Origin of the sequence: Ensifer sp. NM-2 (assembly GCF_003024455.1) — a bacterium.
In the GTDB taxonomy this organism is placed as follows: Bacteria; Pseudomonadota; Alphaproteobacteria; order Rhizobiales; family Rhizobiaceae; genus Ensifer; species Ensifer canadensis.
Window position 1 is genome coordinate 12,013 of the sequence record NZ_PVZR01000039.1, and the last position, 22,277, is coordinate 34,289.

At 61.7% G+C, this 22,277-nt stretch carries 19 protein-coding genes, 1 tRNA gene and 1 pseudogene; 8 read left to right on the forward strand and 13 right to left on the reverse strand.

Annotated elements, in window-relative coordinates; genetic code table 11:
• Positions 1-3 precede the first annotated feature (3 nt).
• The 5 genes from rfbG to C6558_RS37480 form a co-directional block, all read right to left on the reverse strand.
• Positions 4-1,068 (reverse strand): CDP-glucose 4,6-dehydratase, encoded by a 1,065-nt coding sequence (gene rfbG / locus C6558_RS37460; RefSeq protein ID WP_025428067.1) that lies wholly within the window; start codon positions 1,066-1,068, stop codon positions 4-6.
• Positions 1,065-1,832 carry a glucose-1-phosphate cytidylyltransferase gene (rfbF, locus tag C6558_RS37465; protein WP_025428066.1) on the reverse strand — a complete coding sequence of 256 codons (768 nt, stop codon included), beginning with the start codon at positions 1,830-1,832 and terminating at the stop codon, positions 1,065-1,067. Before rfbF ends, rfbG begins: the two co-directional genes overlap by 4 nt.
• Positions 1,833-2,046: 214 nt before the next feature.
• Positions 2,047-2,823 (reverse strand): cephalosporin hydroxylase family protein, encoded by a 777-nt coding sequence (locus C6558_RS37470; protein WP_025428065.1) that lies wholly within the window; start codon positions 2,821-2,823, stop codon positions 2,047-2,049.
• A gap of 41 nt (positions 2,824-2,864) precedes the next feature.
• Positions 2,865-3,665 carry an NAD(P)-dependent oxidoreductase gene (locus tag C6558_RS37475; RefSeq protein ID WP_025428064.1) on the reverse strand — a complete coding sequence of 267 codons (801 nt, stop codon included), beginning with the start codon at positions 3,663-3,665 and terminating at the stop codon, positions 2,865-2,867.
• Complete coding sequence (locus C6558_RS37480; protein ID WP_239637559.1) at positions 3,662-4,093, reverse strand: DapH/DapD/GlmU-related protein; 432 nt, start codon at positions 4,091-4,093, stop codon at positions 3,662-3,664. Before C6558_RS37480 ends, C6558_RS37475 begins: the two co-directional genes overlap by 4 nt.
• Positions 4,094-4,327: 234 nt before the next feature.
• On the opposite strand from C6558_RS37480, the gene rfbC reads away from it, so the two are divergent.
• Both rfbC and C6558_RS37490 read left to right on the forward strand, forming a co-directional pair.
• Positions 4,328-4,861 carry a dTDP-4-dehydrorhamnose 3,5-epimerase gene (rfbC, locus tag C6558_RS37485; protein ID WP_084814549.1) on the forward strand — a complete coding sequence of 178 codons (534 nt, stop codon included), beginning with the start codon at positions 4,328-4,330 and terminating at the stop codon, positions 4,859-4,861.
• Between the two features lie 89 nt (positions 4,862-4,950).
• The gene (locus tag C6558_RS37490; protein WP_084814563.1) at positions 4,951-6,663 is read left to right on the forward strand and encodes an adenylate/guanylate cyclase domain-containing protein; all 1,713 of its coding nucleotides are present in this window, start codon (positions 4,951-4,953) and stop codon (positions 6,661-6,663) included.
• A gap of 33 nt (positions 6,664-6,696) precedes the next feature.
• Here the strand turns inward: C6558_RS37490 and C6558_RS37495 are convergent, their stop codons facing one another.
• Positions 6,697-7,440 carry an SDR family oxidoreductase gene (locus tag C6558_RS37495; protein WP_025428061.1) on the reverse strand — a complete coding sequence of 248 codons (744 nt, stop codon included), beginning with the start codon at positions 7,438-7,440 and terminating at the stop codon, positions 6,697-6,699.
• A gap of 98 nt (positions 7,441-7,538) precedes the next feature.
• On the opposite strand from C6558_RS37495, the gene C6558_RS37500 reads away from it, so the two are divergent.
• On the forward strand, positions 7,539-8,444 hold the full coding sequence (locus C6558_RS37500) for an AraC family transcriptional regulator (RefSeq protein WP_025428060.1): 906 nt from the start codon (positions 7,539-7,541) through the stop codon (positions 8,442-8,444).
• Between the two features lie 192 nt (positions 8,445-8,636).
• On the opposite strand, the pseudogene C6558_RS41870 reads toward C6558_RS37500, so the two are convergent.
• Positions 8,637-8,777: pseudogene (locus C6558_RS41870) on the reverse strand (TetR/AcrR family transcriptional regulator); the annotation flags it as partial.
• Between the two features lie 400 nt (positions 8,778-9,177).
• Here C6558_RS41870 and C6558_RS37510 point away from each other — a divergent pair.
• Both C6558_RS37510 and C6558_RS37515 read left to right on the forward strand, forming a co-directional pair.
• Positions 9,178-10,629: a DUF1254 domain-containing protein gene (locus C6558_RS37510; protein ID WP_025428058.1), complete on the forward strand. Its 1,452-nt coding sequence runs from the start codon at positions 9,178-9,180 to the stop codon at positions 10,627-10,629.
• A 379-nt stretch (positions 10,630-11,008) separates the two neighbouring features.
• On the forward strand, positions 11,009-11,527 hold the full coding sequence (locus tag C6558_RS37515; RefSeq protein WP_081788909.1) for a GNAT family N-acetyltransferase: 519 nt from the start codon (positions 11,009-11,011) through the stop codon (positions 11,525-11,527).
• A gap of 290 nt (positions 11,528-11,817) precedes the next feature.
• Here the strand turns inward: C6558_RS37515 and C6558_RS37520 are convergent.
• From C6558_RS37520 to xylF, 4 genes are all read right to left on the reverse strand, one after another.
• A tRNA-Arg gene (locus tag C6558_RS37520) sits at positions 11,818-11,894 on the reverse strand.
• A 394-nt stretch (positions 11,895-12,288) separates the two neighbouring features.
• On the reverse strand, positions 12,289-13,074 hold the full coding sequence (locus C6558_RS37525; protein ID WP_025428054.1) for an ATP-binding cassette domain-containing protein: 786 nt from the start codon (positions 13,072-13,074) through the stop codon (positions 12,289-12,291).
• A 15-nt stretch (positions 13,075-13,089) separates the two neighbouring features.
• Complete coding sequence (locus tag C6558_RS37530) at positions 13,090-14,415, reverse strand: sugar ABC transporter permease (RefSeq protein WP_025428053.1); 1,326 nt, start codon at positions 14,413-14,415, stop codon at positions 13,090-13,092.
• A 340-nt stretch (positions 14,416-14,755) separates the two neighbouring features.
• The gene (gene xylF, locus C6558_RS37535; RefSeq protein ID WP_025428052.1) at positions 14,756-15,793 is read right to left on the reverse strand and encodes a D-xylose ABC transporter substrate-binding protein; all 1,038 of its coding nucleotides are present in this window, start codon (positions 15,791-15,793) and stop codon (positions 14,756-14,758) included.
• A 576-nt stretch (positions 15,794-16,369) separates the two neighbouring features.
• Between xylF and C6558_RS37540 the strand changes: the two genes are divergently transcribed.
• Positions 16,370-17,590, forward strand: a complete 1,221-nt coding sequence (locus C6558_RS37540; RefSeq protein ID WP_025428051.1) for an ROK family transcriptional regulator — start codon at positions 16,370-16,372, stop codon at positions 17,588-17,590.
• A gap of 132 nt (positions 17,591-17,722) precedes the next feature.
• The gene (locus C6558_RS37545; RefSeq protein WP_057221388.1) at positions 17,723-20,089 is read left to right on the forward strand and encodes an EAL domain-containing protein; all 2,367 of its coding nucleotides are present in this window, start codon (positions 17,723-17,725) and stop codon (positions 20,087-20,089) included.
• A gap of 96 nt (positions 20,090-20,185) precedes the next feature.
• Here C6558_RS37545 and iolG read toward each other — a convergent pair whose 3' ends face one another.
• Positions 20,186-21,178 (reverse strand): inositol 2-dehydrogenase, encoded by a 993-nt coding sequence (iolG, locus tag C6558_RS37550; RefSeq protein WP_025428049.1) that lies wholly within the window; start codon positions 21,176-21,178, stop codon positions 20,186-20,188.
• A gap of 44 nt (positions 21,179-21,222) precedes the next feature.
• Here iolG and C6558_RS41875 point away from each other — a divergent pair, with 44 nt between their 5' ends.
• Complete coding sequence (locus C6558_RS41875; RefSeq protein WP_309141689.1) at positions 21,223-21,789, forward strand: hypothetical protein; 567 nt, start codon at positions 21,223-21,225, stop codon at positions 21,787-21,789.
• 7 nt (positions 21,790-21,796) lie between these two features.
• Here the strand turns inward: C6558_RS41875 and C6558_RS37560 are convergent, their stop codons facing one another.
• A complete protein-coding gene (locus tag C6558_RS37560) occupies positions 21,797-22,237 on the reverse strand; it encodes a hypothetical protein (protein ID WP_025428047.1) in 441 nt (146 codons plus the stop codon).
• Between the last annotated feature and the right edge of the window lie 40 nt (positions 22,238-22,277).

Consider the following 22,277-nt stretch of genomic DNA (forward strand, 5'->3'; position numbering starts at 1 on the left):
TCGTCAGCCTTTCATGAATGCGTCGATCTGGTCGAGCGTCAGAGCGCGAGCGTCGCCGCCCTTGCGCCAACCGTCGTACCAGTTTGCCGTCCACGCGATCGCTTCGTCTTGCGAAAGTCGGGAGGCCCAAGAGAGAGTCATGGCGGCAAGCGCCGGATCGAGCCCGAGCGTCTGCATTTCCCGCGGCTGGTCGGTCGAGGAAACATCGCGCCATTGCGGCGGCAGGCCCATCGCGGCCTGGACCGCTGAGGCGACGTCACGGACGGGGATCTGACGCTCGGCAGGCGAGGGGCCGAAGTTCAGGGCATCAACGGCAGTCTCGCCGGCATAGAGCGCTTCGGCATAGACGAAATAGCCGTTGAGGCAGTCAAGCACATGCTGCCACGGCCTCGTCGCCATGGGGCTGCGAATATCGAGCGCCTTGCCGGACAGAGCAGCGCGGACAATGTCGGGCACCAGTCGGTCGGTCGAAAAATCGCCGCCACCGAGCACGTTGCCGCCGCGTGCTGTCGCTACCCGGATGCCGCGCTCACGCAGGAAGGCATCACGCCAGGTCGAGACGACCAGTTCACAGGCGGCCTTGGAGCCGGAATAGGGATCGTGCCCGCCGAGCGTCGCATCTTCGGGAAAGTGCCTTCCGCTTTCGTCGTTGCGGTAGACCTTGTCGGTCGTGACCACGACGATTGCCTTCAATGCCGGAGCAATGCGTGCTGCCTCGAGCAGGCGCACGGTGCCCATGACATTGACATCGAATGTTTCGGCAGGGGTTCTGTAGCTTTCTCGCACCAGCGGCTGTGCCGCCATGTGCAGGATGATCTCGGGATTGCTCTTTTGCACCGCGGCCGCGAGCGCATCGGCGTTGCGGATGTCGCCGAGATGCTCCTTGCCGTCAGCCTGTCGCAAAAGGGTGTGCAACGACGGCTCGGCGAGCGGCGCCAGCGCATAGCCGGTGACGTCGGCACCCATTTGCCTGAGCCACAGCTGCGCCCAGCTTCCCTTGAACCCGGTATGCCCGGTTAGAAAGATGCGCTTGCCCGCCCAGAAGTTCCGGTTTGCCAGGCGGCTCATGCCCAGATTTTCCACGGCGCCGAGCCCTGCTGCCAGAGCTCTTCGAGTTGGGTCTTGTCGCGCAGGGTATCCATCGGTCGCCAGAAGCCATCGTGGGGGAAGGCCATCAGTTGCCGGTCTCTGGCAAGGCCCTCCAGTGGCTTGCCCTCGAAGGACGTGCTGTCGCCCTCGATGCGATCGAGAACGCTTCGGTTCAGCACGAAGAAGCCGCCATTGATGCGGCCGTTGTCGCCGGCCGGCTTTTCCGTGAAGCTTCGCACCTCGCCGTCATGGGTCGCCAGCGCACCGTAACGCCCCGGCGGCATGACGCTGGTAACCGTTGCTTCTCTGCCGTGGCGAAGATGAAAGTCGGTCAGCGCCTTGATATCGACATCGGCAACGCCGTCCCCATAGGTCAGGCAGAACGTATCACCCAAGTGGTCCGCCACGCGCTTCAGCCGTCCACCGGTCATCGATTCCGTGCCCGTATCTACCAGTGTCACGCGCCAAGGTTCAGCCTTGTTGGAGTGAAACAGCGTTTCACCCGTCGCCATGTCATAGGTCACGTCGGATGAGTGGAGGATGTAGTTGGAGAAGTACTCCTTGATCATATAGCCACGGTAACCGAGGCAGATGACGAAGTCCGAGAAGCCATAGTGGCTATAGATCTTCATGATGTGCCAGAGGATCGGCCGCCCGCCGATCTCGATCATCGGCTTCGGGCGCAGATGGCTCTCTTCCGAGATGCGGGTCCCGTAGCCACCCGCAAGAATGACAACTTTCATACGACTGCCCCTTGACGCAGTTTACGATATAATACCGTGAAGGATTGCTCCAATAGCGCTATCTGCCGCGGACGGCCCCTCTATATCAGCAGCCGCTTGCCCGATCTACATCTGCAATCGCTTACGCAATTTCGGTTTATTGGCAGCGAGAAATCGCTTTTTTTGACGCACACTTTCGATCGATACGCTGACGAGTGGGTTCTCCAACGGGCTGCTAGGCCCTGAGAAGAAAGCCCTCCGGAGCCACGGTCACCAGAAGCTTGCCGTCAATTTCGCCATTGACGCTGAATTCGGGATGGTCCGCCAGATAGGCGCGCACGGCCGTCTTGGGGTTGTCGCCGACGTTCCACGGACGGTCATTGAAGAAGTCCCGTGGGAGGTCCTCGACGAATGTATCGAACACCACGCAGTAGCATCCCGAGGTGACGAGGGGGGCATAGGCTTCCAGTTCGGCGAGCACGTGATCGTGCGTGTGCATGGAGTCGAGGCACACCATTACCCGTTCGTATCCCTGCGCCGCCTGTTGAACCTGGTCAACGACGTCCTTGGCGATCGAGGAACCTTCGATCAGCTGGATTCTCGACGCCATTGGATGCTCTTCAATGGCCTTGCGATTGTGCTTGCGGATGTCGATATCGATGCCGATCACCTTGCGGTTCGAGACCTTCGGATCGATCGTGACGCCTTTTTCGATCGCATCGCACATATCCAGCATCGCCAGCAGCGAGGCGCTCAGAACGATCGAGCCGCCATGCGCGATACCGGTCTCGATGATCAGGTCCGGCTTTGTCGCCCAGACCAGTTCCTGCATCGCCTGGATGTCCTGCGGATACTGGATGATCGGGCGCCCCATCCAGTCGAAATTGTAGACGTAGCGTTTGTCCATGGACATCTGCCGCCATTGCGACGACAGCGCGGTGAACGCCTCGTCGGTGCCGTAGCCGGCAATGGCAGCCATGCGCTCTGCGGAGAATTGCTTGATCGGGTCCATCCGAAGTCCTTTCGGTCGATGCTGAGGATCGCCAGCGTGTTTTAAGGGGCAAACGAGAGTATGTCCGCAATTCTGTCGATAACGCGCTCTGGTTTAAACGCGAACTCGGCCCGTATGCGGTCGATGTCTATCGGTGGGAATGTGATTGTCGGAGCATGGTCGGCGACGTCAACCCGGCAGCCCGTGTGGCGAGCGAGCCCAGTCACCCAGTCAGCATTGCTGGTCTGTTGACCGCTCGCCACGTTGTAGATCGTTTCCTGTCCATTTTCGGCAATTTGCGTCAAGAGTTTAACCGCGTCGTCGATCCAGATATAGTCCTTGGCCGACGCCATACTGCTCCGCAGCGTGATGTGACCGGCCGCTGCTTCCCGACAGAGATCGCCGATGAAACTCTCCGATGTGGCCGATGCCGGCCCGACGACGTTGGACAGGCGGGCGATGCGCACATTCGGCCTGCCGGACGCATTGCAGATTGCCTCACCTGAAAGCTTGGAGAGATTGTACAGATCCGATGGGTTGCCGGGGCGAACGGTCAAAGCTGCCAATTCGTCCGTGTTCGTGCTGCCGGCATAGACCCGCGTCGACGACAAATAGAGAAACGACGTGAAGTCGCAGTCTCGCAGCAGTTCGGCGGCCAAGCTGACATGCGCCTCGATCGTATCGAAAGGTCTCTGCCGAAAGTCGGCCGTAAGCCCTATGGCGTAGATCACATGCGTGCCATGGCAGGCCTCGGTCAGGCGGGCGTCGCGTGCAGGGGCGATCACTTCGTGGCCGAGTGACGTCAGATAGGTCAACAGGTGGCGCCCGACAAAGCCGCGGGCGCCGAGCAGGGTAAATCTCAAGATCGATATCCCAGGGTTCTCAATGGATTCCCGCCGGTGATCGAATAGGCCTCGACCGTGCCGCGCACGATGCTGCCTGCCGCGATCACGCAGCCCTTGCGCAGGATAGTTCCATCGAGAAGCACACAATTGGCCCCAAGCCAGACATCGTCCTCGATGACGATACCGCCTCTGCTTTCCTGGAAGCCCTGCTCACGTATCGGGCGGCTCTTGTCGCGGAATTCGTGATTGACGGGTGCAAGCGTACAATTCGCGGCGATCAAGACATTGTCGCCGATGGTGATGCCGTGACCGCTGTAGAAAACGCATCCACTGTTGATCGTGCAGTTGCGGCCGATCACGATGTCGCCACTGCCGCCGGCCGGCTTGAACTTCACGAAACTGTCGATGACCGAGTTCTCGCCGATCACGTATTTCGAACCGCGCACGGAGGCTTCCAAATCAGCCAGGTCGCTTATCCGCGCCGTGAGGTGTGCCTCGATCATTGTTCAAGCCGTTCGCTGTGCACGGCCTGCACCAGTCGCACCCTGCAGGGTCACACTACGCTTGTCCGTGCTTGCATTTCCGCGCGTCTTATGTCCTGAGAATTTGTTGGCCGTCAATATCTGCGGGCTGGAACACGACCCTTGTTCTGCCCACCGACCCGTTCCACGAGAAAGCCGATGTCGCGTTTCAATCGTATCGCCACACCTATCCCCGATCTTTTGGTCATCGAGCGTCTGCGCTTTGGCGACGAGCGCGGGTTCCTCTCGCGCTTCTTTTGCCGCGAAGAGCTTGCCGATTTCGGCGCCGATGGCACGATCGCCCAGATCAACCACACGATGACGCACCTCAAGGGCACGATCCGTGGGATGCATTTTCAGCGTGCGCCGCATGACGAGGCCAAGTTCGTGTCCTGTCTCGCCGGCTCCGTCTTCGATGTCGCCGTCGATCTGCGCCCGGGTTCGCCCACCTACCTGCAATGGCACGGCGAGGTTCTGAGCGCAGAGAACGCGCGATCGATGATGATCCCCGGTGGATTTGCGCATGGATTTCAGACGCTCTGCGAAGACTGCGAACTGATCTACCTGCATGACAAACCCTATGCGCCGGAGGCGGAGGGCGGGCTCAATGCGTTCGATCCGAAGCTGGCGATCGGCTGGCCGTTGCCTGTCGCCCAGATGTCGGCGCGCGACCAGGCATTCACCTATATATGAAGCGATTGCTAAAATAGCGTCTGCTGCCTGATCCCTTGCATTGTGCTATCCTCTCGCGCTGGCGGCCGAGTGTCGGCGAGGCGATGGAGATGCAGCGCAAGCTGGTTGCGATCATGGTGGCGGATTTCGTCGGGTCGACCGCGGCGATGGAATCCCATGAGGAAGAAGCCGTCGAATGCGTCTCTGCGTGCCTGAAGGCCGTGGGCGACACGGTCGCGCGCCATGATGGCCGGGTCTTCAACACCGCCGGCGATGCCGTGCTTGCGGAGTTCACGAGCCCGGTCAACGCCCTTCGCGCAGCCATGGAGGCGCGCAGCTCGCTTGCGGCCATCCCCGATGCCACGCCCAACCACATGCGCTTCGGGTTGCATCTTGCCGATGTGCTTGCCGTCGGCGACGACCTCAGGGGCAACGGTGTCAATCTCGCCGCCAGGCTGCAATCGAGTGCTGCCGCCGGCGAAATCGAAGTTTCCCAAGCTCTGTACGAGCAGGTGCGGCGGGTCTCGCCCTGCGCCTTCGAAGAGATCGGCGAGCGTCGCTTCAAGGGTGTCAGCGAGCCGATGCGTGTCTATCGGGTCGGGACGACGATCGACAGGCATCGGTTTCTCTCGGCGCCGACGCGCGAGGCGCCGCCGGCTGCGATGCGGCCCAATTCGGTGATCGTCACGCCCTTCGTCGCCTTCGCTGCCGGTCAAGACGACCAGTCCTTCCTGACGGAGGGGCTGACCGACGACCTCACGCTGGAGCTCGGCCGGCTGAAGAGCCTGTTCGTCAGCTCGCGGTCGGCCTCCGTGGTCCTTGCCATCCGTGATCCCGTCGAGGTGGGGAGGGCACTGGGGGTGCGCTATGTCGTTTCGGGCTCCGTGCGCAAACTGGGTAGCCTCGTGCGGCTCAACGTGTCGCTGTGCGAGACGACCCACGGGCATCTGGTCTGGTCCGACCGGATCGAGCGGCCGTTCGAGGAGCTGCTTGCCATCATCGACGAGGTGACCGCCCGCATCGCCGCAACAGTGGCAGGACGGATAGAGCAGGCGGAGCTGGTCGCCGCGCGGCTGAAGCGGCCGGACAACATGTCGGCCTACGAGTACTACCTGCTTGGCCTCGACCACCATCGCCTGATCGGTGTCGCCGATCGGCATATCGGCGAAGCCATGCACTGGTTCGAGCGCTCGATGGATGCGGATCCAACCTTCGGACGGCCGGTCGCCATGCATGTGTGCGCCTGGAGCAACCTGCCCGATTTCGACCTTTCGGCCGGCGAGCAGCAGGTCGCACACGCGCTCGATCTCGATCCTACCGACCCGGACTCCCATCGCATCATGGGTGCGATCAAGTGCATGGAAGGCGACTTCGCGGCATCGCGGCATCATCACGAGCGGGCGATAGACCTGGCGCCCAACGATGCCTACATCGCGGGCCGTTGTGCGGCTTTCTACACCTATGCGAACGAGGCGGAGCGGGCGCTCGAGCTGCTCGACCGGGCGGAGATGCTGGACCCGTTTCTACCGGTGTGGATTGTAGAGGAGCGCGTCGCCTCGCTCTATGTGCTCAGCCGGCATGACGAGCTTTTTGCCGTGGCGCGGGCGCTTCCCTATCAGACCCGGCGCACGCTGATCTATCGTATCGCCGCGCGGATGGCGCGCGGCGATATTGATCGGGCGCGCCAGTTGGTGGCGCAGATCCAGGCGCTCGATCCAAAACTGACGGCCGGCTATATCCGCTCCCAGGAGTTCTTTAGGGATCGGACGATCACCGAAGCGCTTGTCGATCGCGTGCATGCCGCGGGCTTGCCATTGGCCTGATGGCGCTGTCGGCGGATGACGCCGCCCTCGGTTTCAGCTCGCGCGCGCCAAAGCCACGGCGTCGGCCCCCGCCGGGAAATGCAGCTGTTCCGACGTATCATTTGCAGCGCGCCATACCGCGTCCGCCACATCGCTCTCCGTGGTAATCAGGGCCGGGTTTGCAAAAGCGGCAAAGATCGGCTGCGCGAAGGCCGCATAGGTTTCAGGGATCAGATCTTCGATGCGCACGCCGACATTTTGCGAAAACCGCGTGCTCGGAGCGTAGCCGGGCTCGACCAGTTTGGCGCGCACGCCGAAGGCGCGAAGCTCGTGGGTAAGCGACCCGGTAAACCCCTCGATTGCCGTCTTGCTGGCGGTATAGGCGGCGGCAAGAGGCATGGCGGCGAGCGTCACGCTTGATGTCACATTGACCACGACGCCGGACCGCCTGCGGCGCAATTGCGGGATCACCGCCTGTGTCATTGCCATGACGCCGAACGTGTTGGTCTCGAAGATCTTCCGCACATGAGCCATCGGCGTTGCCTCGAAAGCCCCGACCACGCCGATACCGGCATTGTTGACGAGCGCATCAATCGGACCGCTTACCTCCAGTGCCACCGAAATGCTGTCGGGGTCGGTGACGTCAAGCTGCACGATACGCATGCGCTCCGACCGGGGCAGGATATCCTCGCGCGGCGTGCGCATGGTCGCGACCACGTTCCAGCCGTTGGCGTGAAAGAGGCGGGCGGTTTCGAGGCCGTAGCCGGACGAGCAGCCAGTGATCAATACGGTTTTCATGACAATTTCCTTGTTCGGTTCAGATGGTGTCATGATACCGAGCGAAAACCGGACGATATATAATTGAAAGTCCGTATTTGATTTGCGATAGTCCGGAAATGATCGATCCACTCTCGGAAATCATCACGCTGCTGCGACCCCGCGCAGTGTTTACGAAAAGCATCAGCGGTGCCGGCCGCTGGGGCGTGCGTTATTCCGATTTCGGTCATCCCGGCTTCTGCACCGTTCTCGAAGGTGCCTGCCGTCTGGCGGTCGACGGTCAGGACGTGCTGGCGCTTGAGGCGGGCGATTTCGTCCTGCTGCCGACAACGCCGGGCTTCACCATGTCGGGCTTCGAGCCGGTTACCCCTGAATTCATCGACCCGAAGGCAACACCTGATCCGGGCGACGAGGTTCGCCACGGCGACCTCGATGGACCGCCAAGCGTGCGGCTGCTCGGCGGCTACTTCGTCTTTGCAACGGAGGATGCGGGATTGCTGGTGTCGCTGCTGCCGGCGCAGGTGCATGTGCGCGGCGCCGAGCGACTTTCGATCCTGGTTCGGCTGTTGACAGAAGAAGCCGCCGAACAGCGCGCCGGTCGCGATCTGGTACTGGCGCGCCTGGTCGAAGTGCTGCTCATCGAGGCGCTGCGGCTGACCCAGCGGCCGGACGCTCCGCCGGGATTGTTGCGCGGGCTCGCCGATCAACGGCTGGCGGAAGCGATCAGGGTGATGCACGGCAACCCGGCGCGCTCCTGGACAGTGGCCGAGCTTGCGAAGGCGGCCGGGCTCTCTCGTTCGGCGTTCTTCGAAAGGTTCACGCGCAATGTTGGCCTGGCGCCGATGGAATACCTGCTCGCCTGGCGTATGGCGATGGCAAAGGACCTGCTGCGCAGCCACAACGCCGAAATCGCCGATGTCGCCGAACGGGTCGGCTACGGCTCGGCCAGCACCTTCAGCACCGCCTTCAGCCGGCACGTTGGACAGGCGCCGGGACGGTATGCGCGGGCGGGTGCAGAGGGGTAGTCGCTCGGCGCCAGCCGATATGCTGTGCCAATCTCCCGATGCGTATCGATAGATTTGTTCTGCCCTTGAGTGTTTTGGCTCGCTATAGCCTTGGGTGTCGTGCAGCGCGGCTCAGTGTCGGAGTAATCGGGACGGCAGAAGGGATTTGGTTTCCAACGTTACTTGGAAATCAACTCGTTGCGCGCTTCCTGGTGTCCTGCTGACCATGGCCACGATGATCTCAAAGAGTTCGTCTTGCGCCTGCTGAGCGGTGTTTTCTGCTGTCGCTGCGGCATGGGACAAGGCGTCGGCGGCGCCCAGCATCGCCCAGAAGCTGGACTGCATGATACCTCTAGGCTGAAAGCGTCGGATGCCCGGTGCTTTCTCCCGCGCAGAAAGAAGATCTCGTAGAACTTTCCCACGGCGAACGCTCTGTTTTAACACCGCCATGACGCGACAGGGCAAGCCCTTTAAGGCGCAGGCGACACACATCGCGCTAACACGATGAGGGGGCTCTTTCGCGCATTCCTGAAAACGTACACGCTAACCAGTGGTCGCTGAGCCAAAGTACGCTCCACCCTCAGTCGTCCAGAGCATTCATGATACTCCGGCCCCGCAGGACGATGGGCCGCCAAGGAGGGGGCGAACGCCGTAAGTTACCGTAACGTACTTGCTACTACGGAGCTTTGCGAAAAGGCTGCCTCGGGCGGGCATCACCCACGTGAGCCGTTAAATAAAGCAACGGGAGAACACCATGAACAGGCACGTGATCGGTCTGTCCCTAGGACTAGTTTTAGGGCAGTCAGCGATGGCTCAGGCCGCGCAGCCCGCTCTTACCGAGGCAGAGGCGCACTCTATTGCCGTGGACGCCTATGTGTATTTCTACCCGCTGTTGTCCATGGACATCAGCCGAAAGACATTCACCAACGTCGAACCCGGCAAGGAATTCGGGAAGGGTCCGATGAACGTCTTCACCAACGTTCCCGAGTATCCTCCGGCGGATTTCAAGGGTGTGGTCCGCCCAAACTTCGACACGCTGTATTCCTCCGCGTGGCTCGACATGACGAAGGAGCCCGTAGTCATCAGTGCTCCGGATACCGACGGACGCTATTACCTGCTTCCGATGCTGGACATGTGGACGGATGTTTTTGCGTCGCCGGGTTGGCGGACCACGGGCACAACCGCAGGGACATTCCTTGTCACGCCGCCGGGCTGGAGACCCGACTTGCGCGACAAGTTCATTGAGGAGTTCAAGCTCCCCGAGAACACCCAGCGAATTGAAGCGCCGACGACGCATGTCTGGGTTATCGGTCGGACAAAGACCGACGGCCCGGCTGACTACGATGCCGTACACAAGATCCAAGCGGGGTACAAGGTTACGCTCCTATCGGACTGGGGCAAGTCAGCGAAGCCGGTTGAGGTTAAAATCGATCCCAGCGTCGACATGAAGACACCGCCAAAGATCCAGGTCGATACGATGGACGCTGGCAAGTATTTCGCATATGCCGCCGAACTGCTCAAGGTCGAGCCGCCCCACCTGACCGATCAACCGATCCTCGCGGAGATGAAGAAGATCGGCATCGAACCCGGCAAGAGCTTTGACATGAGCAAGCTCGATCCGACCGTACAGAAAGCCTTGGAGAGCGCGCCGCAAGTCGCCCAGAGACTGATGGAATGGAAGCTGGCGACGTTGGCGAGGGTAGAGAACGGCTGGTCGATGAATACCGATACGATGGGAGTATACGGCAACTACTATTTGAAGCGGGCCATTGTTGCGCAGCAAGGCCTTGGCGCGAATCTGCCGGAAGATGCCATCTACCCTCTCAATCTCGCCGACGAGTCAGGGCAGCCGCTCGATGGCGCGAATAAATACACGATAGCGTTCGAAAAGAATGCCATGCCGCCCGTCAACGCTTTCTGGTCGATCACGCTGTACGACGCAGCCGGATTTCAGGTTGGCAACAGCCTCGAACGTTTCGCACTCAGTAGCTGGATGCCGTTCAAAGACAACGCAGATGGCTCGCTTGATCTCTACATTCAAAACGAGTCCCCCGGTCCGGATAAGGAGGCCAACTGGCTGCCTACACCGAAGGGAGCGTTCACTCTGACGATGCGCATGTACGCTCCGAAATCCGAAGCGCTGATCGGAAAATGGAATCCGCCGCCCGTCAGGAAGGTGCAGCTTCCGGCCCTGGCTACTCAGTGAGTTTTCGAACAGCAAACCTCGGCTGGGAGACAACTCGGGCTTGAGATGTGTTTTGCCAGTGGCCGTGTGAACGGCTACTGGCAAAAACCTAGTTTGTGGCAATCCGCAACTCTTCAACCAACAGCTCGAATTTTCGGCGGTCTTCGTCTGACAACCGAAAAGCGCTGGCAGATAGTCAGCAAGACCTTTTTCGACTACAGTTGATTATAGCGTGAGCACAATCCACGAAGTTCGATGGAGCCACTGGGCAGGAAAATTTCCAAATGCCAGCGGGCGATTGCTTGAGCCCGACTCGATCCCGGCCTCCTTTTCGGCGTCCATGGAACTCGGGAAGGAGCGCCCGCTTTGCCGATGCAAAATTTGTGAGTGGGGCACAGAGGTGGAACAGAACTCGGAGATCGGCCCAGCCGGGCCTGACGACTTCCCTGCCATTCGAGCCTTGTGCAACAGCTTCATCGACTGGTGCCGGTCACGCTACGGCGAAAACGCTTGGTTCGTCGACCGCTATTACACACCAGAAGAATGGGCCGCGCTCCTGGACAGCCTGCCGAGGATCCACTCGGCTCCACATGGCGAGATCCTTGTTGCCCGCCTGAACGGAAAGGTGGTCGGTTGTGTTATGATGCAGCGGATCGATGAACACACATGCGAGATGAAGCGCATGTTCATCAGCCCCGAGGGCCGAGGCTTAGGGCTGGGCCGCCGTCTCGCCGAAAACATCGTGCGCGTGGCTGCTGAGCGGGGCTACGCGACCATGCGGCTGGATACCGGCCGCAACCACGATGAGGCGCTGAGCCTCTACCGCTCTCTCGGATTCCAGGAGATCGCGCCTTATTACGACGCACCTCCTGAACTGTGCAACCATCTCATCTTCATGGAAGCCCCTCTGGCGGGATAGCTTCTTGGCACGCCATGGCCGCAGATACCGCGTTTGTATCAACTCGGCGACAACACGAGGACAAATGGCAGCGGCTGGCGGTAACGAGCGGGCTCGCAGAGGATCGTCTTCTTGAGGGGGTGAGGATGCTCAAGGCGCGCGAGCCACGTCAGCCTGTCACGGACATACTGGCTGGGCAGTTCATGACGTCTTCGGCGGAAATACGGCCCTGGGCAACTGATAGAAGGAAAACGTCCGGTCGGCGGCGGGCGCGGACCTAGCACCATCATTGTTCTGGAATGGTGGAAAGATGGCGCACCCGACAGGATTCGAACCTGTGACCTTTGGAATCGGAATCCAACACTCTATCCAGCTGAGCTACGGGTGCATCCGTTTGCAGCAAGGCCGCCGAAGCGGACTGTGAGCGGTTCATAGCTTAGCTTGCGCGTCGCTTCAATGGTGAAATGACGGAGTTCGCAGGGGAATTTGCGAGCGGCTCACAAATTGATGCGGAAGCCAGCCGATGGTCGAGCTTTGGAATGGGCCTGATGTGGCTGCCGGGCGGGGCGGGACAAGCTGTGCCCTTTGTGTCAGGCATGGCGGTGCGGGTGAGGGGAAAGGTCGGGCATGCAGAATGGATCAGTGGGGATGTCGAGGTGGTCTGCACCGGAGTCGAACATGACTCGTAAAGCGAGCTGAAGCCCTTGAAGCTTGCTACTCGGTTCCGCTTAAACCGATGAAACACATGGCCCGGCGATTGCCGGGCCATGTGGCGTCGTTGGTTAGGCGGTCTGCATGGCGCCGGGGCCGGGGATCGCCTTGGGCGGGACCTTGCCCATGATGATCATGCCGAGCACCTCGTCCTTGGTCACATCCTCTGTGCGGGCCTGGCCGACGACCTGGCCGTTCTTCATCACCGAGACGCGGTCGGCGAGGTCGAAGACGTCGTGGATGTCGTGGCTGATCAGGAAGATGCCGATGCCTTCGCGCTTCAGCTGCTTGATCAGCTCGCCGACCTGGGCGGTTTCCTGGGGCCCGAGGGCTGCCGTCGGTTCGTCCATGATCAGGATGCGGGCGTCGAACAGGATCGCGCGGGCGATCGCCACCGACTGCCGCTGGCCGCCCGAAAGCGCCTTCACCGGTTCCTTGAAGCGCTGGAAGTTGGGGTTGAGACGCCCCATGACTTCGCGGGCCTTGGCCTCCATCGCCACGTCGTCGAGCGTGCCCCAGGGGGTGCGCAGCTCGCGGCCGAGATAGAGGTTGGCGGCCGCATCGACGTTATCGGCGACGGCAAGCGTCTGATAGATCGTCTCAATGCCGTATTTCTTGGCGTCGCGCGGGTTGCTGATGTCGGCGGCTTCGCCATTGATCAGGATCTCGCCGCCGTCGCGCTTGTAGGCGCCCGACAGGATCTTGATCAGCGTCGACTTGCCGGCGCCGTTGTGGCCGAGAAGCGCCACGACCTCGCCGGGGTAGAGGTCGACGGAAGCGTTGTCGACCGCATGGATGCCGCCGAAGGAGATGGAAATGTTCTTCATTTCCACGAGCGGAGTGCGTTGGTCTTTCATTGGTCGGACTCCTTCTTACTTGGCACGGGCGCGGTAGATCGTGTCGAGCCAGACGGCGACGACAAGAACCACGCCGACGACGATGCGCTGGAACGGCGAGTCGATCCCCAAGAGCACCATGCCCGACTGCAGCGATTGCATGACGAGTGCGCCGATCATCGCGCCGGCGATCGTGCCGACGCCGCCGGCAAGCGACGTGCCGCCGATGACCGCGGCTGCGATCGTGTAGAGCTCGTCGAGCTCGCCTTGCGCGTTAGTTGCGGCGTTGAGGCGGGCCGTCGAGATCGCCGCGGCGATGGCGCAGAGCACGCCCATCAGCATGAAGATCTTGACGGTGACCCAGCGGGTCTTGATCCCCGCCAGTTCGGCTGCCTCAGGATTGCCCCCGAGCGCAAAGACATAGCGGCCGAAGCGCAGGCGAGTGGCGATGAATGTCATGACGATGCCGACGGCGATGGCGACCAGCACGGGGATGGCGATACCGTGCGAGATGAGCAAGCCGCCGTCCGGCCAGGCGATGCCGTTGGCGTCGGCATATTTGCGAGCAATGTTGACCGGCCAGTAATAGTGGTTGGCGATCGCCACCGCGCCCATCACCAGGATGCAGCCGAGGATGCCGAGGAAATATTCGGCCCAGACCGGGCGCAGCGGAAAGCCGAAGCGCTTGCGCTGCTTGCGCGAGTTGAGGATGGCCCCGACGATGGCGATACAGGCGATGATGCCGACAATCCAGCTGGCTGTCGCCCCGATGGACCCCTCGGTGCCACCGCCCATCAGGCGGAAGGTGGAATTCATCGGTGCAACAGTCTGGCCGCTGGTGACGAACCAGGTGGCACCGCGCCAGACGAGCAGGCCGCCGAGCGTGACGATGAAGGCCGGCACGTTGAGGAAGGCGATGATCGAGCCCTGGAGCGCGCCGATCGCGGCGCCGACGGCGATGCCGCAGGCAAGCGTGATGATCCAGATGGCGGGATGCTCGAGCCCGAGATATTGCGGCAGGACCTTGACCTGCATGACCGCCATGATCATGCCGCAGAAGCCAAGCACGGAGCCGACCGACAGATCGATGTTGCGGGTGACGATGATCAGTACCATGCCGGTCGCCATCACGGCGACGGACGAGGTTTGAACCGTCAGGTTCCAAAGGTTTCTCGGCGTCAGAAACAGGCCGCCGGTCATGATCTCGAAGCCGAGCCAGATGATGGCCAGCGCGCCGACCATGCCGAGCAAGCGGGTATCGATCTCGGTGGCGCGGAAGAAGCGCTTCACCGGGTTCTCGTCCGCGTTGCGGGCACGGTTGGCCTGGCTCTGTGTCTGATTGCCTTGTGTGATGTCGGCCATGGACGTGCCTTCCCCCCACTTTCTGTTGATGTCACCGCATCCGCCGGCGCCAAAGACCGGAATGGGACGCGACAAGTCTGATGATGAAGACAGTTGTCGAGCGCTTCTCTCGTTCGTGCCAACGCGTGCCTGAAGGTCTTACAGCGCCGCGTGTGAAATATGACGCGCTAAGGACGCTGTAAAACTTCAAGCATGCTTCATGATCCTCTCCTCAGATCGCTTCCGATTTAAGGGATCATGCAGCGGGCATTGTCCGCCCCGGTCACACCTTGCGCAAGCGCCGCAACGGGTTGCGTTGCGGCGCTTGTCGAAGGTTAGAGCTCAACTCTGTCCGGGCGGCTTATTTGCACGCAGCGACGTCGCCCTTGACGCCCTGGCAAGCTTCGTCCTTGGAGATCCAGCCGGCGTCGATGACGACGTTGAGGTTCTCCTTGGTGATCGGAAGCGGTGCGAGGAAGACCGACTGCATGGCGACGCCCTTGGGGCCGCCATTGAAGGCCGTCACGCCGGCGATTTCTTCCATCTTCTTGCCGCTCGCCAGTTCGGCGGCGATTTCGGCTGCGCGCTTGCCGAGTTCACGCGAGTCCTTCCAGACCGAAACGGTCTGGGTGCCGAGGGCGACGCGGTTGAGGGCTGCCTTGTCGGCGTCCTGGCCGGAGACCGGAACGGAGCCGGCGAGGCCCTGGGCATCGAGGGCTGCAATCGCACCGCCAGCGGTGCCGTCGTTGGAAGCGACGACCGCGTCGACCTTGTTGTCGTTTGCGGTCAGGAACTGCTCCATGTTCTTTTGGGCATTTTCCGGCTTCCATCCGTCGGTGTAGGCTTCACCGACGCTCTTGATCTTGCCGGCGTCGACAGCTTCCTTCAGCACTTCCATCTGTCCGGAGAACAGGAAGTCGGCGTTCGGGTCGGCAGACGAGCCCTTGATGAAGACATAGTTGCCTTCCGGCTTGACCTTGAACACTTCGCGAGCCTGCATGCGGCCCACTTCCTTGTTGTCGAAGGTGATGTAGAAGGCGGCCGGATTTTCGATCAGGCGGTCGTAGCCGACAACCGGAATGCCTTCGGCGGCAGCCTTTTCGATGGCCGGGCCGATGGCGTCGCTATCCTGTGCAAGCACGATCAGAGCGTTGGCACCCTGGGCGATCAGCGACTCGACGTCGGTCAGCTGCTTGGCAGCGGAAGACTGGGCGTCAGCGGAAATGTACTTGTCGCCGGATGCCTCAAGTGCTGCCTTGATGGCGGCTTCGTCGGTTTTCCAACGCTCTTCCTGGAAGTTCGACCAGGAAACGCCGACCACCAGATCCTTGGCGATGGCTGCGGAATGCATCGACGCGATGATGGCAGCCCCTGCCATCAGCTTCAAAACGGATTTCATTTCATCCTCCCGAGTGGCGGCCGGCTGAGCGTGCGAACCTCCCGCACCATCCTCGACCAGCCTTGCAACGCTGTCGAAATGCCACCGTAAACATCGTCCGGTTTTATTTTCTCGACAGTCGAGAAAATGAATGTCAGAGAATCCACGGCCTGTCAACACGGCCGACCCGGTTGCGTATGGACTGCCGATGCGCCGGTTTCCTGGGCTCGTCACCGGGGGTGCGGTGAGGGTCCGGGTGAAACGGACGCAGGCGGGAAGGGGATTGTTGTGTCATTTCAACAGTTCCGGCCGCCAAGCTCGGGTCGGGTGCCGCGTGATTTGCCGGCGACCCCGCTCGGTCTTGATCAATGGCCGTGCGTTTCAGCTCTGATGACAGCCTTCTCGCTCAGCGCCGAGCAAGTTCATTGCCACTCATCGCTGCCGGAAAGGGTCTGTGGATTATTTCTCGACAGTCGAGAAAATCAATGGCAGAGATTGACGAGGTGTCGACAAGGCGATCAGTGCCTTGCCTCGCCGTGCAACAGATGCTTTGGGAGGGCATGTGTTCGAAGGACCCGCCACCGGCAAGGACGTATGATGCTGACCAAGTCCAGCACTGAGCTCGTGCGTCAGCAGAACAGTGCGCTGGTCCTTGCCGCGCTCCGGCGCGCCCGCAATCTCTCGCATACCGAAATTTCCGCCGCAACCGGGCTCGCCTCGGCGACGGTGTCGGCGATCACGGCCGAGCTCGAGCGCGCCGGAGTGATCGCCAAGGCGGAACAGCATGTGCAGGGCGGACGAGGGCGCCCGCGCGTCCTGTTCACGCCACGTCGCGACTGCGGTTACATCGTCGTCGTGCGTATCTCTTCGGATGTGGTGCAGTATTCGCTGACCGACTATGGCGGCACGCTGCTCGACCGCTTCGAGGAGGGCCGCAATCACGACCAGCGCGGCACGGACGCGTTTGCGCGCACCTTCGTCGAGGCGCTGGAGCGCCTGCTGCAGCGCTCGCGCCTGACGCGCGACCGCGTGCTGGCCATCTCCATCAGCAGCAAGGGGCTGGTCGACGCCGATACGGACGCGGCACGGCTGCTCTGGTCTCCGGTGTTCGGCAGCGAGCAGCTCGACTTTGCCGCGTTGCTTGCGCCGGAATGGCGAGCGAGGGTGATGCTCAACAATGAGACCCTGCTGGTGGCACAGGCGCTGGCGGCCGAAGCGGAGCGCGCGCCGGACGGCGGATTTCGATCGCTTGCCGCCATCTCGCTCGGCCACAGCATCGGCCTCGGCGTTGCCCGCAAGGGCAGGTTCGGCGAGATCGACGTGACGGCGCCGAATTTCGGCCACATGCTGCATGCGCCATCGGCCGGACTGTGCCGTTGCGGCGCCTATGGCTGCATCGAAGCGGCTGCCGGTTTCTACGGCATTCTGCGGGCCGCCTTCGAAGTGCCGGCCGACACGATCCCGGCGAAATTCGTGCCAATTGCCGAAATGGACAAGATCGCAGCGAGTGCGCGCCAGGGGCATCGCATGGCCGGCTATGCCTTTCGCCAAGCTGGCATCGCGCTCGGCAACGGCGTCTCGCGCATGCTCAGTCTTTACGAGCGTATGCCGATCTACGTTACCGGCCCCGGCACGCGCTACTTCGATCTCTTGCGCGGCGGGTTGGAGGAGGGCGTATCCCAGTCACTCCAGCTCAGGCTTCAGGGCGCGCCCGAGATATCGGTCGTGCTCGACGAACAGCGGCTCGTGTTCGACGGCCATCTCGAGCGTGCTCTGGGCAAGATCGACAGCGAGATTGCTACGGCCGGATCGCACTAAGGAACAGCCGCTTTGGCGAGACGGGCGAGGCAACCATTTTTGGGGTTGCATCAAGGGCGAACAAACCAGCTAATACAATTTACAGTTATTTAGCAACTCCTTGTCAATGTGACATTGACGCGGGAGACGATGATGTTTTCAGTGATTGCATGCATACGCGATGATCACGATTGGCGTCTGGTGCTGGTGGCGGCCGTGGTTTGCCTGGCCGGTTGCGTCGCAACCATGCTGTTGCTGCTGCGTGCCCAGCGAAGCGAAGGCAGTCAGCGCGGTCTTTGGACCGCCGTCAGTGGTTTTGCCTGCGGCATCGGCGTCTGGTCCACTCATTTCATTGCCATGCTCGCCTATGATGGCGGGATGACGGTTTCCTATGGCGCCTGGGGGACGACGCTTTCGATCGTTCTCGCGATCGCGGCCGCCTGGGTTGCTTTCACGGTCGGGCTTGGCGCTCGCTCGCACTACGCCCTTGCATCTAGCGGTGTCATCCTGGGCGGCGGCATTGCCGCCATGCACTTTACCGGCATGCAGGCGCTCGAGATGCCGGGACACATTGTCTACGATGCAAGGTTCACGGTTTTCGGCATCGTCGCCGGCACCCTGCTGGCGATGGCAGCGCTGCATGCGTTTCATGTGCTGCGCAACGCCCGCAGGCTTGTCGTCTCGACGCTGCTGCTCGTCGTTGCCATCTGCGTCCTGCACTTCACCTCGATGAGTGGCATCACGCTGGTACCGGCGCCGGATATTCCGGCAGCCGATACCATCCATCCGGCCTGGCTTGCCGGCGGGGTCATTGCTGCCTCGACCATGCTGATCATCCTGGCCTTCGGCGCGCTGTTCGTCGATCGGCATCTGACCGACCTGCGCGGGCTTGCCAATGCATCGCTGGAAGGCATGGCCATCGTGCATGAAGGCCGCATCATCGACACCAACGAGCGTTTTGCGCGCCTGACGGGATGGAAGGTTTCGGAGCTCACCGGCCGAGAACCGGCGGAGGTTTTCGCCTTCGGTGAGGAAGGGCTGCAGAGCCATCATCGCGGCGACGGCCCCGGCGAAATCGATCTGATCAATGTGGCCGGCCAGTCCGTGCCGGTCGAGTTCATGTGCCGGACGGTCGAGTATCGCGGCCGCGAATGCGAGGTGATCTTCGTGCGCGACCTCAGCGCGCGCAAGGAAGCCGAGCGCACTATCGAGCATCTGGCCCACCACGATGTGCTGACCGATCTTCCCAATCGTGGTTTCTTCGACCGGCGCCTGGCCCAGGTCATGACGGTGGCGGCGGCGAAGAACGAGCAGCTTGCCATCCTTTGCCTCGACCTCGACCGCTTCAAGGCCGTCAACGACATTTTCGGCCATGGCGAGGGGGACCGCATCCTCATGAAGGTCGCCGACATCCTGCGCAAGGCGGTCGGCGAGGGGGATACCGTCGCCCGGCTGGGCGGCGACGAGTTTGCCATTCTTCAGGTGGGTGGCGAACAGCCCGACGCGGCGCGTCACCTGTCGGACCGCATCCTGACTTATTTTGCCGCCGAGATGGATACGAACCGCGATCCGACCGCCGTCGGCGTCAGCATCGGTGCTGCGATCTACCCTGCTGATGGCGACACGGCTGACCGGCTGCGCAACAATGCCGACACCGCTCTCTACCGCGCCAAACAATCGGGCAAGGGGATCGCCTGCTTCTTCGACACGGAAATGGACGAGACCGTGCGCACGCGACGGCAGATCGAAAACGACCTGCGCCATGCCGTGCTTCGCCGGCAGCTCTTCCTTGAATATCAACCGCTTGTCGATCTGCGCGGCGATCGGATCCTGGGCTACGAGGCGCTCTTGCGCTGGATGCATCCGGAGCGTGGCCTCATCAGCCCCGATGTCTTCATCCCGATCGCCGAGCAAAGCGGTTCGATCATCCAGATCGGCGAATGGGTGCTGGAGCAGGCCTGCAGGGAGGCGGCGAAATGGAACGAGCCTCTACCGGTTTCGGTCAATATCTCGCCGGTGCAGTTCCTGCTTCCCAATCTTTTCGATCAGATCTTTGGTATCCTGCGGCGAACGGGGCTGGAGCCGCGCCGGTTGGAGCTGGAGATCACCGAGGCGGCCCTTCTGCACAATCGCGAAGACGTTCTCGCCACCCTCGGACGACTGAGGATACATGGGGTGCGCATCGTCATGGATGATTTCGGCACCGGGCATTCCTCGCTCAGCAACCTGCAGACGTTCCCGTTCGACAAGCTGAAGATCGATTGCAGCTTCACTGCCGTGATCGACAAGGACCCTTCGGCGCACGCGATCGTCAGGGCGATCATTGCGCTTGGCAACAGCCTCAACCTGCCTGTCGTAACCGAAGGCGTGGAAACGGAGCGGCAAAGGCAGATCCTGGTCGACGAGGGCTGCCTCCAGGTTCAGGGCTTTCTCACTGGCAGGCCCGGCGTTGCCCCGAGCACCGGGCAGGAGGAGCAGTCAGGCGGATGGGAGAATGCGCCATTGCGCGCGGACGGCTGAGGCAATGAACTGAAACACGAAACGGCCGGGCGTGTCGCGCCCGGCCGTTTGTCTTTGCCAAACGGAAACCCGCTTCGCACTTTTCCTCGAAATGCTTTACGCGACGCTGATCTGGCGCTTTTCGATGACCGACTTCACGGCTGCGTCGGCAAGCGCGAGCGCTGCCAGGCCATCCTTGCCCGACGGGGTGATTTCCGTGCCCTTTTCGATCGCGGAGATGAAGCTCTCGATCTCGTTGGCATAGGCTTCGGTGTAGCGGGTCATGAAGAAATCGTGCAGCGGCGGGCGGGTGTAGCCTTCGCCATTGGCGATCTCGATCGACACCGGGCGCTGGTTTTCCGCCGAGACGACACCCTGGGAGCCGTGAACCTCGATGCGCTGGTCGTAGCCGTAGGTGGCGCGGCGCGAGTTGGAGATGATCGCCTGTTTGCCGGAGGCGGTCTGCAGGATGACGGACACACTGTCGTAGTCGCCGGCTTCGCCGATTGCCTTGTCGACGAGGACGGCGGCGGTCGCCGTTACCGATACGGGCTCTTCGCCGAGCAGGAAGCGCGCCATGTCGAAGTCATGGATCGTCATGTCGCGGAAGATTCCGCCCGAGCGCTTGATGTAGTCGACCGGCGGCGCGCCGGGATCGCGCGAGGTGATCGTCACCATCTCGACGTCGCCGATCTTGCCGGCGTCGATTGCCTGCTTGACGGCCATGAAATGCGGGTCGAAGCGGCGGTTGAAGCCGACCATCAGCTTGCCCTTGGTCTCGGCCACCACCTTCATGCAGGCCCGCACGCGATCGACATCGAGATCGATGGGCTTTTCGCAGAAGATCGCCTTGCCGGCGCGGGCGAAACGCTCGATCAGGTCGGCATGGGTATCGGTCGGCGTGCAGATGACAACGGCGTCGATATCGGCCGATTTTTCGATTGCCTCGATGGTGCGGACCTCGCAGCCATAGGCCTTGGCGATGGCATCGGCGGCGGCCGGAAAGGCGTCGGCCACGGCGACGAGCACGGCATCGGGATTGCCGCTGACGGCCTTTGCGTGAACCTTGCCGATGCGTCCGGCGCCCAGAAGACCAAATCTCACTGTCATCTCTGTCTCTCTCGAAATCCGGTCCTCGACCGGGAAGGTGCGTGATGATCGGCGCTCATCGCGCAAAGGCGCCGCGGAGGGGCAATTCCGCGATTGGGTTGCAAGGTGGTTGTCAGCGATGGTGCCCGAGCGGATGCCGCGCGCTTTCCTCTCCCTTGCCCGACCGTTTCTTCCGTGCGGGCGTCCGGCGCCATCTGTTCGGAATGAAATGGTCGAAGAAAACAATTTCGGAATTTTTATTCTATTTTCATGGTGCCCGTCAAGGGCGTGATGCGGTCGCGGGCTTGCGGCGGCCGGTGGATTTCCCCTACAAGACATCCGTTGCCGATCACGAGCGCAAGCACCCAGAGGACAGGATGATCAAACTCATCGACCCGGACCACGCCTTTTACCGTCCCTTGTGGCGGCGGGTTTTGATCTTTTTAGTCTGCGCCGGCTGGGCGGCGCTCGAATTCTATCACGACCAGCCGTTCTTCAGCATCATCGCTCTGGCGATCGCCGCCTATGTCGGGTCCTCTCTGCTGCTGTTTTACAAGCCGACAGACAAGACTGCCGGTGCTGAGGGCTCGGCGTCAAAAGACGAGACGCCCAAGGCTGACAACGACGCGTGAGCGGCGGTCAGGCCGCCTGCAATTGGCGCGACGCCTCGTCGATGAGCATGTTGGCGAGTTTCATCCGGACCGTCGCATTGGCGCGGTAGTCCTGCGGCAGGCGATCGGGATGATTGGCGGCGGCGAAGCTTCGCCGCTTGGCAGCGAGCGTCGTCAATGTCTCCCCTTCACCAAGGTCAAGTTCCTCGGCGACTTCGGCAAGGCTGATGCGGTTGAGAAATTCCGGCATCGGCTCTATCGGCGGCGGCTCGACGAAGGACGCATCGAAATAGGCTCGCTCGACGGCGCTGCGCGCAGCAGACGCGCTGTCGGCGCCGCCGGCGACGAACGTGGTTGCGAACAGAGGCGTGCGCGACGTCGCGAAAACCTCCGCATTGGCGGTCTCTTCCTCGTCTTCTTCCGTCTTCAGCCGCTCGAGCACGGACTGAAACACCGACATTCCGAACATGCAGCCTCCGCTATCCCGGCGCAAAATGCCGGATGGAGAT